Annotated in this window: 9 protein-coding genes; all 9 read right to left on the reverse strand. The window is 52.8% G+C overall.

Going from position 1 to position 10,154, the window contains the following annotated elements; genetic code table 11:
* Window positions 1–400: 400 nt before the first annotated feature.
* On the reverse strand, window positions 401–1,888 hold the full coding sequence (locus tag QZQ29_RS03110) for a secretin N-terminal domain-containing protein (protein WP_296959501.1): 1,488 nt from the start codon (window positions 1,886–1,888) through the stop codon (window positions 401–403).
* A complete protein-coding gene (locus QZQ29_RS03115; protein ID WP_296959504.1) occupies window positions 1,810–2,343 on the reverse strand; it encodes a hypothetical protein in 534 nt (177 codons plus the stop codon). Before QZQ29_RS03115 ends, QZQ29_RS03110 begins: the two co-directional genes overlap by 79 nt.
* A 96-nt stretch (window positions 2,344–2,439) precedes the next feature.
* Window positions 2,440–4,062 carry a hypothetical protein gene (locus tag QZQ29_RS03120; RefSeq protein ID WP_296959507.1) on the reverse strand — a complete coding sequence of 541 codons (1,623 nt, stop codon included), beginning with the start codon at window positions 4,060–4,062 and terminating at the stop codon, window positions 2,440–2,442.
* Entirely contained in the window at window positions 4,063–5,277 is a 1,215-nt protein-coding gene (locus QZQ29_RS03125; RefSeq protein WP_296959511.1) for a hypothetical protein, read from the reverse strand. It abuts the gene before it with no gap.
* Between the two features lie 22 nt (window positions 5,278–5,299).
* The gene (locus QZQ29_RS03130) at window positions 5,300–5,746 is read right to left on the reverse strand and encodes a hypothetical protein (protein WP_296959512.1); all 447 of its coding nucleotides are present in this window, start codon (window positions 5,744–5,746) and stop codon (window positions 5,300–5,302) included.
* Between the two features lie 170 nt (window positions 5,747–5,916).
* Entirely contained in the window at window positions 5,917–7,356 is a 1,440-nt protein-coding gene (gene scfB / locus QZQ29_RS03135) for a thioether cross-link-forming SCIFF peptide maturase (RefSeq protein ID WP_296959515.1), read from the reverse strand.
* Between the two features lie 111 nt (window positions 7,357–7,467).
* On the reverse strand, window positions 7,468–7,638 hold the full coding sequence (scfA, locus tag QZQ29_RS03140; protein WP_008860055.1) for a six-cysteine ranthipeptide SCIFF: 171 nt from the start codon (window positions 7,636–7,638) through the stop codon (window positions 7,468–7,470).
* Window positions 7,639–7,845: 207 nt separating this feature from the next.
* A complete protein-coding gene (locus QZQ29_RS03145) occupies window positions 7,846–8,544 on the reverse strand; it encodes a hypothetical protein (RefSeq protein ID WP_296959518.1) in 699 nt (232 codons plus the stop codon).
* A gap of 94 nt (window positions 8,545–8,638) precedes the next feature.
* Complete coding sequence (locus QZQ29_RS03150) at window positions 8,639–9,982, reverse strand: hypothetical protein (RefSeq protein ID WP_296959521.1); 1,344 nt, start codon at window positions 9,980–9,982, stop codon at window positions 8,639–8,641.
* Window positions 9,983–10,154: the final 172 nt, after the last annotated feature.

Genomic DNA, 10,154 nt, shown 5'->3' on the forward strand with positions numbered 1-10,154 from the left:
AGCACCTTTGGTGCTGAAGGTTCAGAGGGTTCAAAAGGTTCAAAGGGTTCAAAGGGTGGTGGTATCGCCTGCGGCGATGAGTATGAAGTCAGCGTTACGTACTAACCTTCCCGCCCCCACTTGCGCGCATTCTGCATAGAATGCGCGAGTCGGCCAAAGTTGGCCCTTAGCCTGCACATTAAAGGGCCTTCCTTTTATTTGGCCGACCGACCATTTTGACCCCGGGCGAAGAATCTCGGTACATGCCGCTTATGAGACAAATGATACTAAATACCAGTCGGCGGGAAGGCTGCCGATTGGCAATCAGTCCAAAATCTTACGGACCTATTTCAGGGCTCCGCCCTGCACCATACGGTAAGCGGTAAGCCGACAGCCGCCCATACCATCTAACTTCTATCATCTATCGTCTAATCTCTTCCCTCACAATATCCGCTTTAATGACGATGACGATTTCCGATTCTTCCGTCGAGGTGCTGTGGCTCTGGAAGAGCCGGCCCAGAAGGGGGATATCTCCCAGGATAGGCACTTTTCTCATGGTTTTGGCCTGTTCCTTGTCAATAAGCCCGCCAATGGTAAGCATGTCTCCCGATTTCAGCCGCACCATGGTATTGGCGGAACGGGTAATGATGCGGTATGCCTTCATTTCCGGCACCAGGTAGGGCGTGGCCACTTCCGCGTGCACGTCGGCGGTAATGTCATCGTTCCTGCTGATAATGGGCGTATAGGTCAGTTTGATGCCGGCGTCCTTGTATTCGGTGGCCGTAGTTTTGACACCGTTTTCCATGTGCTCCACAATCACCGGAATCCGGCTGCCTATGAGGATTTCCGCTTTTCTTCCGTTCATGGTGACCACGCTGGGCCGTGCCAGTACTTTGGCCTTTCCCCGGGTCACCAGGGCATTCAGTTTGGCCTGAAAAAAGAAGGTATAGGGATGGCCTGCCAGGGAACGGCCGTAGGAAATCCCGGCGTACCCTTCGGGAATGGTGACGTCCCAGCCGTTTCTTTCAATATTTCTAATCCTTGGATTACCGTCGCTGTCATAGAGGATATTGCCGCTGTCGTCGGTCACATAGCGCTGTTCGCTCCAGCTGTCCCGGTCATAGGAAGCGCTGCCGGTGAGGCTTTTGAAATCCCAGTCGATACCCAGGTCTTTGGCATAGCTCTTATTGACAGCCACCACTTCCGCTTCCACCTTCACCTGTTTTTCCGGCACGTCAAGGGCCTTCACCAGACTTTCCGCCTGCATGAGCTCCCGGGGCGTACCGCTGATGATGACCGTATTGGCGGAGGGGCTGAAGGTGACTTTTCCTTTTTCCATCACCTTTCCCAGTCCCTCTGCCACTTCTTCGGCATCCGCATAGGACAGGCGGAAGGCCCGGGTACCGGGCACCGCATTCTTCTCCAGTTTGCTGTTGAAAACAATGAGGGTACTGCCTTCGGTCCTTGAAGAAAGACCGCAGGAAGCAAGGATGGAGGCCAGCGCCTCCTGTGGCGTCACATGGTCCAGGCTGGCGGTGACCGTTTCCGACAGGTCTCCGGAAAATACCAGATTGCGTCCCGTCATTTCCGCCAGGGTACGGATGACTTCCCGGGCCGGTGCGCCGCTTACATGAAGGCTGAAATCCCTCTTTTCCGAAGGCCTTTCTATCCTGACAAAAGGCTTTTCTTCTTTGATGGAGGGCTGCATGCCTTTTTCCAGTTCCTCCGCCACCGTGTCATGGACGGAAGTATCCCATGATTCCGTCCTTCCTTCTATGCCAAAGGGCAGGCAGACAAAAAGGGCGCAGCATAAAAGAATGCTGCTCCTGGCTAACGTATGGTCAATGTGAGACTGTTTCCGCCGGAAACGAGGGTCACCTTTTTGTCCTGAATCTCCGATACGCTCCATGGGCCTGCCCTCTCTCCCTCTTTGACAACTACGGAATTTCCATCCATCTCCAGCATGGCCCGCCGTTCAGAGCCATAGGCCATGACTCCCTTCAGCTCAGGAAGGCCAAAACCTGCGGATTTCTCCCTTTTCCTTGGCCTTGGGGCCGATTCTGCAGAAAAATTTTCTGCCGCCTTTCCTTCCACTGCCAGGGGCAGCGCTTTTTCCTTTTCCATGGAAGACAGGGCGTCTGCATGAAATGGGTCCGGCAGAGGCTTTCCCCTGCGATGGAGGGCGGCGTCATATTTCAAAACCGGCCCATCCTCCGTATCGGGAAGCACCTCCACCGTGGCCGTTTTCGGCTTCTTTTCAGGAAGAAGTTTTCCCGCCGTACCGACGCCGTAAATGCCCCAAAGCGTAAGAGCAGTCACCGCCGCTCCGGCCAAAGGAAGAATCCATTTGCGTTTCATCGCCATAGGGATTCCTCCTTTCTAAAAGAAGCAGCATGCCCTTACAAAGAAGAACTCACTAGCCCACTAGTTCACTAGCTCACCAGCTCACTAGTCCACTAATCAGAACTTAAAGTCCTTCGGCATAATCATGAATCTTGTTTCTTTTTCAATATCATCATACCGGATCCATGCGTAGAAGGAATGCATATCTCTGTAGTAAGTCCAGTAGCGGTGATTCAACTTCCCGTTCACCGTATCAATGGACCAGGCAAGACTCAGTGCATCCATGCGGGTAGCCTGCCAGCGGAATCCCAGATCCAACGGTTTTTCACTGCTGTAGCTGTCGTAGGCATAGGGCGTATATCCCTTGATATCGCGGTCCGTATAGTAAATCCAGGAAGACAGGGGACCGTAGCCGCCGGAAATACCCATAGAGTAATAGCCGTTTCTGCGGATATTGTCGGAATAGCTGTAATAATCCTTGGCGTAGCCGGCTTTCCAGCTGAAGTTCATGAATTTCCCCAGTTTCCACGGATTTCCGGAAACATAGAGGTCATAGCCCTTGTAGGCACCCTTCACATCCCGGCCCCCCCGGTCTTCATCCCAGTAGCCCCATTCGCCATGGGCGCCTACATAGAAACGGGATTTTCCCAGGTAGAAATGGTTGGTATCAAATTCCAGGGACGGTCTTTTCTTAACCCAGATACCGCCGTCATCATTGGTAGAGCTTTCCTCTTCCGAATAGTGCACTTTAGCGGTACCTACGGGCGTGCGGTAACGGACGCCCATATCGGGCTTGTAGCCGGACTTGGTGTACCAGCGGTTCTTCATGTACACCGTGCCATTCGTGCCGCCGCCAAGGGGCACCGCGATTTCATTATGAAGACCGGTGCCGTTATCGCTGTCGAAAACCGGCCGCGGAATCAGGGACCACAGGCTTACTTCACTGTCATCATGGGCAAGGGAGCCGGAGTAGCTGGACAGAGTAATAAGGGTTGTATTTTTCGCCATGAGCTTTACGTTATGGGCGGTGTAGTGGTCTCCGGGATAAATATCGATGGAGTCCGCCTCAATGCGATAATCCGGCACCTTGGCCACAGCGTGCTTCGTGGTGAAATAGCCCTTCTGCACTACCAGTTTATTGGCATTTCTGTCATACACGCCGCTTGCGCCTTTGAAATAATAGGTTCCCTCTTCCCATCCGTCCATCTTTTCAAAGCGGCCAATGGATTTGGCGGCGTCATAATCCGCCCTTTCCGCTTTCAGACGGGTGGTAGGATTCACCCAGCGCACTTCTCCGGGGATTACGTATTTCTGGGCAATGGAGTTGCCATATACATATTCTGTTTGGTAGGTGTCAAGCATGTGCTTAATGACCACCTTCCCCATGGCATCCACGTCACCGGTGGTATCGTTATACCGCATACGGTCTGCCGTGACGTACATGGGGTTTTCCGCGGAAATCCCGCTGTCCTGGGGAGCATCGTCTTTTCCGTTTTTATTTTTGTTTTTATTCTGCTTTGCCTTGTCCTGCTTTTCTTTAGCCGGCTGGGTCTCTGTCGTCATTTCATAGGCAGCTGCAGGCCGGACTACCCCTTTGGCATCAAATACCAGAGGTGTCCCTGCATCAGCACCGGCAGCAGGAATATCCGCCGGACCGTCTGGTTCCTCTGCTCCTGCCGGCATGGCCAGCAGGGAGGCCAGCACAAAGGGGGCCAGCAGTTTTATATATGTCTTCGTCATTTAGTCATTTCTCACGATAACCACGGAAGGAGTCTCTTCGGAGCTGCTGTCTGTTTTGGCAGCTGCCTTTTCCGTATCCTTCTCCCCTACTGATTCCAATTCCGCCTTTGCTTTCTCATTTATAGCGGTGGATGTGTCATTTGCCTTGGCTTCAGCCTTTTCCTCTGCCTTTGCCACAGGAGCAGAAGCAGCAGTTTCTGTTTCCTTCACTTCATTGTCCGCCGCTGCTTTGGCAGTTTCCGTATCCGCTGCTGCAGAACGCACCACCCGTTTCCGGATGACCGCATTCGGCGCACCGCTGGTGAGTTCCAGCCCCTTGGTGGTGACGGCTTCCTGGGTTTCAATGTAGAGGGTGCTTCCTGCCGGAAGGCTCACATCCTTGCCCTTCACAAAGAAGCCACCCACCAGACCGATAGGTCCCAGGGCCAGGGCGCCGATGGTGGATGCGCCGACAGCAGCCGCTTCCATTTTCAGCTTTTCCTTGGCTTCCGGTCCCAGCACGGTAGGAATCACTTCATCGTCCACAGAGAAAACCTGGTCGAAGGAAACATCCAGGGCGCCGCTTCTGCCAAAGCTCTTGGGGCGGCTTACCTTCGTCACCACGCCGCTGCCCTGGGCACCCTTGGGGAGCACCAGCACATTGCCTACGCTCACATCTTCCTGCACCGTAAAGGTCACGGGATCTCCCACCTGGTTCGTCTTGCTGCTCACATCATCGTTCAGGGAAATCTTGAATACCGTATCAGCCGGAAGCTCCACCGTTTTCATTTCATAATGCTGGTCACCATAAACCGACTTTTCCAGATTGGCCAGACGCTGGTCGATAGCGCCCTTCTTTTCGGCCCCGTAAACCTTGGTTTCCAGATCCCCAATCCTTGTTTTCAGGGAATCGGACTTGATTTCATCGGTGAGATAATATTCCATGGCATTCACCCTGGTAGCAATGGAAGGCTGGGCATCGTCATCGCTCTTTACCACATCGGTGTACAGGTTCGTAATCCGATTGTCCAGGCCACTGGCGGAGGAATTGCCGTTTCCGTAAATCAGGTTGTCCGCATTGTCCACCCGGCTGATAAGGGAGCCGCTCTGGGCACTGCCGTAAATCACTTCATCCACCCGGTCAATCCTGTCCGACAGGGTAGCCGGTTCTTCCGCAAAAACCGGTGCCAGGCACAAAAGGGAAATTCCCGCTGCCAATATTGCTTTCTTTATCATAGTATCACCCTCCGTCATACTCTTATACTCTTACATCAATCACCGCAGAAACGCCTACTCCCTGTACACGACTGAAGGAAGCAGGATTTACGCTGTCCATGGGGATCAGGCCTTTGATACGGAAGAGCTTGTCATTCCAGCTGATTTCCAGCTGCCCCACAGCCTCTACCTTTTCCACCTGGTCCGCATCGCCGATGACCTGGGCGGCGCCGATGTATCCACTGTTTCCGATACTCACGATAGGCACCACCTTGGTGGCGTAATTCGTGCCGGCGCCTTCTTTCATCATCACCGAGTTAATGGCACTGTTAATTGATTCTCCATATTTAGAAACAAGGAAGCCAATGCCTCCTACTTTAGCCACTCCGCCAAGGACGCTGCCCAGGCTGAACGCATCCGCATGAATCATGGCGCCGGTGCCGAGCATGCATGCCGCCAGCGCACAGACTGCCAGTCTTTTTAATTTCATCAGTGAATCCTCCTTTAACGAAAATCCATCTTCAGAACCTGTTATCCAATTATTTTTTCAGCTGTCTCAAGCTGCCAAATTTTGCCTACACTTAAGAATATTATAAATTAAAAAGGGGCTCTGTGCAAACAGAAACCCCTTTTTTCCGCGCTTTTAACGCGGTTATTTCTTTATGACTGCTGTCTTTCCTGCGCTTCCCTTTTCGCTTCAAAGGAACCGGGCTGAGCCATGACACTCGGCTTTTTCAGCTGGTTGTAAGCCTGAATCATCATAGCACATTCCACCCGCTTCTTCTGGATTTCGCAGGTAATATGGTAAGGCTTGTGGATGTCGCCGGCAAAGGCTTCGTTATTGGCATGGCAGCCGCCGGAGCAGAAGAATTTCGCCCAGCAGTCCACGCATTCCGGTTTGGTGAAAACATGGTTGGTGCGGAAATCATGCATCATCTTCATGTTCTTCAGCCCTTCATATACATTGCCCAGTACATAGCCTTCCCGGCCAACGAACTGGTGGCATGGATAAATGTCGCCGTTCGGCACCACCGCCAGGTATTCATGGCCGGCGCCGCAGCCCCGGAGACGTTTGGGGAGGCAGGGACCCTTCCAAAGGTCCATATTGAAATGGAAGAAGAAGAATGGACGCCCCTCCTCTTCCCGCCGGATGAAGAGCTTCGCCAGACGGTCATACTCCTCCTTCACCCTGGGCAGGTCCTCTTCCTTAATGGAATATTCTTCCGTATCTTCGCCTACCACAGGCTCCATGGAAACCGCCGGGAAGCCATGGTCAAGCATGTCCTCCACGTCGGTGGTAAAATCCAGGTTGTACCTGGTAAAGGTGCCGCGGACATAGTATTCTTCCCCGTTCCGGTGGGCCACGCAGTACTGCAGGTTCTTCACGATCTGGTCATAGGTGCCTTCTCCGTTCACATCAGGACGCATGCGGTCATGCATTTCCTTCCTGCCGTCCAGGGACAGGATGAGGCTGATGTGGTTGTCGGTGAGATATTTCACCTTCTCCTGGTCCAGCAGCATGCCGTTGGTGGTGAGGGACATTTTGATTTTCTTGTGGTGTTTCTTTTCCTGCTTATGGACGTAATCAATGGTCTGCTGCACCACATGCCAGTTCATGAGCGGTTCGCCGCCGAAGAAATCCAGTTCGCAGTGTTCTCTGGGGCCGCTGTGGGCAATGAGGAAATCCACGCCCCTTCTTGCCACGTCAAAGGGCATGAGCATGCGCCACTGGCCGTAGCCGCCCTGCCCTGCAAAGCAGTACCGGCAGCGGAGATTGCAGTCATGGGCAATGTTCAGGCACAGCGCCTTGATGATAGGCCTGTCTTCAATGGCCATTTTATAGTTGGGGTCCATAGGCGCAAAGAGGACTTCCTTCTGAATCAGTTCATCCAGGTCATCCATCACTTCATTCAGTTCCTTTTCCTCATAGGAAGAAGACAGATTGGCCAGCACCATATCCCGGTTTTTTCCGTTATAAAATTCCAGTACCTTATATGTTACGTCATCCACCACATGAACAATGCCGCTGTTTACATCCATCACAATGTTCATGCCGTTCTGACGGAAACGATGAATCATGGGCTTTACATTATAATCCATGAATAATCTCCTTTTCATTGCGGCTTTCACACCGCCAATTACAATCTTTGTATCTTCCAAAGAAGAAATAGAAAAGCCCCCGGCCTTAGGGCCGGGGGCTGGGCCGTAAAATCAGGCTCTCTTTGCTTCCTTGGCTTCTTCCTGAGTCGTGCAGATCAGGTTGCCGATGGTGCAGCTTGTCTTGCAGGCAGACTGGCAGGAAGTCTGACATTCACTGCAGCCTTCAAACTTAATGGAGTCCTGCAGAGAAGACTGATTGATTGTAACGATATGTTTGGACATGATGTCACCTCCCCGAAACAATTTTTCTGAAATAATCATATCATAGGAAAGAGGGTAAATACAAGTAAAAATTATGTTGGATAGATGATAGACGACAGACATCAGACTGTCAGACTTCAGATGTCAGACTTCTGTAGCCAGCTGCCAGCAGCTGACTCACTAGTTCACTAGCTCACCAGTCCACTAGTCCACCAGCCCTCCAGCCTATTACAGCAGATGATACAGGCCGTACATGGCACCCAGGGGGAGGAGTGTCATAGCCACCAGTGCAGCCAGGCAGCCCGTTTTCTTTCCATGGACGGCGAACCAGTCATCGGCAATGCTGTTCATTTCCTTATACTCCCGCTCCAGTCCCTGGATAATGCGCCAAAGCTCCCGGCAGTCCTCTTCCGTCAACGCTTCCTCTTCCGTTTCCGCCGCCGGAGTTTCCATTTCCCGTTCCTTTTCTTCCGCTTCCCGGCGGGCCTTTTCCTCTGCTTCCGCCATCTGGCCCTTGATATGGGACCTCCAGTCGCCGGTTTCTTCTTCCTTCTTTTCTTCCTCTTCCTTCCTCTTGGCCTCCGATTCCTTTTCTTTCTTTTCCTCTTCAAATACGCCGCTCTCTTCCCCTTCATCCACCGCCTTCAGGAGCTCATCCTTCAGCTTCTGGATATCTTCGGTGTACTTATGGGTGGCTGCGTCCCAGAGTGTGTAGTCCAGCTTTTTCTTCATGTCGTACATGGTGCCGGAAGTGGCCTGCTGGAAGAGATACTGGGTATTGTCCATATCCGCAAAGATTTCGCCCACTTTGCCCTTATGCTTGAATTTGGACTTGCCCACCTTTACGAAGTACATGAACGTACCGATATGTGCTCTTAAATTGCCGATAGGGCTCTCCTTTTCATGTCCCTTATCAAAAAATCCCATGCATAGTCTCCTTCTCCCATAGGAAATATAATCCGTTCAAACAATGAATTATTTCTATTATAAATGATTTCCGGAAAGCTTTCAAAGAAATCATTCACCACAGCGCTTCATATCCCTTTTCCATCATCACCAGTCCTACCCCCATGGCCTGCATCAGTCCGGAAAGGCAGGGCAGATCCCGAAGGAAGCTGTCCGTCTGGCTTTCGCCCTCCTGAAGCAGAATCCGGCTTTCAATCCGGGAATCTTCAGGAAGTTTCATTTCCTTTAAAAGCTTCTCCCCGTCCAGCATGACCAGATGGGTAAAGGCGCGGAGCACCGCTCCCAGGAGGGTATCGGAGGATTCCGGCACCTCTATCACCCGCACCAGGGAAATCATTTCCTTCCCTTCCCCCGTCACATCATGAACCATCATGGCAGGCCGTCCGGTCTGCTGGAACCGGCTTCCCAGAAACACCAGGTCATCCGGAAGCACCCGCCCGAAAGGCGGCAGCACCTTCTGCCGGCGAATGTGGGCAAACATATCGTTCCGAAGAATTTTCTCCGTCCGCATGCCTTCCACCCGGCGATACAGCCCCCTTGGAAGGGTCATCCATATATCCCGGTGGTTAAGCAGCCATTCGCCCAGCACCTGGCAGCAGGGCTCCTCCGTATCCCATGTGACGCCATGGCGGTTGATATAGTCCTTCTGGTACAGGGACTCCGGATGGGCGCTGTCCTTTTCTATACGAGAAAGCAGCTCCGCCTTCGTATACTGTCCGTACAGAGGAAGCCCCGGGTTCACCGGAAGCAGATGGATGCCATGAAATAAATAAAGCTCTGAAACCCCAAGCAGCACTCCCAGACGCCTTAAGGGCAGGGAAATGGAACGTCCTTCGCTTCTGCCGTACCTTTCGTTGGATGCTCCCGTCACAAGCACAGAAGCTTTCAGCACAAAAGGACCTGTCACGCCAAGAGCGGAAGCCACCGTAAGCCGGTTCACCGACTCCTTCCACGACCATACACGAAGAAGCCGCCGAAGGGGCATTTCCTTTTCCGACTCCTGCCTCACATCGTAGAGCGTCAGCACCCGGCCCATCCGGTCCATGGAAGAAATCGGGAAGGCCCCCCATTCCTCTGTCCTGCCATCCTTCAAAAGGATGCCCATGTCCAGGGCCAGCCCCCGGGCAAAATCCTTCTGCGCCAGAATAGCTGATGCCAGCTTTCCGCCATCATCCGATGCCCTTCTCACCACCGTCCGGTACATGGACCAGTTCCGGTCCGTCTTCACCAGACCGTCCCCATGGGCCAAAAGCCATTCCAGTACCACCTCTTCATACCGTCTTTTGGTGTCAGCAGTGACACCATCTTCCTCTATATAATCCTTCGTGAAAAGAAGATCCGGATGAAGCATATCCTTCTCCAGCCGGGCAAGCAGCTCCTCTTCCCTGTAAGCCATCATAACCACCTCGTATTCTCCATCTATCTTACCACATATAGTGGAATAGTGGGCTAGTTGACTAGTGAGCTAGTGGGACAGTGGGACAGTGAGACAGTGGGACAGCGGGACAGCGGGATAGCGGACAGCGGATGGCGGATGGGGACAGGGGGCTGGGGACTGGGGACTGGGGACT

Source organism: uncultured Dialister sp. (genome assembly GCF_900538805.1).
In the GTDB taxonomy this organism is placed as follows: Bacteria; Bacillota; Negativicutes; order Veillonellales; family Dialisteraceae; genus Dialister.

Coding starts and splice junctions, on each gene's coding strand:
- scfA (WP_008860055.1), bottom strand. CDS start 7,638: ATGTCCAAACATATCGTTACAATCAATCAGTCTTCTCTGCAGGACTCC.
- QZQ29_RS03120 (WP_296959507.1), bottom strand. CDS start 4,062: ATGACGAAGACATATATAAAACTGCTGGCCCCCTTTGTGCTGGCCTCC.
- QZQ29_RS03145 (WP_296959518.1), bottom strand. CDS start 8,544: ATGGGATTTTTTGATAAGGGACATGAAAAGGAGAGCCCTATCGGCAAT.
- scfB (WP_296959515.1), bottom strand. CDS start 7,356: ATGGATTATAATGTAAAGCCCATGATTCATCGTTTCCGTCAGAACGGC.
- QZQ29_RS03125 (WP_296959511.1), bottom strand. CDS start 5,277: ATGATAAAGAAAGCAATATTGGCAGCGGGAATTTCCCTTTTGTGCCTG.
- QZQ29_RS03115 (WP_296959504.1), bottom strand. CDS start 2,343: ATGGCGATGAAACGCAAATGGATTCTTCCTTTGGCCGGAGCGGCGGTG.
- QZQ29_RS03150 (WP_296959521.1), bottom strand. CDS start 9,982: ATGATGGCTTACAGGGAAGAGGAGCTGCTTGCCCGGCTGGAGAAGGAT.
- QZQ29_RS03110 (WP_296959501.1), bottom strand. CDS start 1,888: ATGGAGCGTATCGGAGATTCAGGACAAAAAGGTGACCCTCGTTTCCGG.
- QZQ29_RS03130 (WP_296959512.1), bottom strand. CDS start 5,746: ATGAAATTAAAAAGACTGGCAGTCTGTGCGCTGGCGGCATGCATGCTC.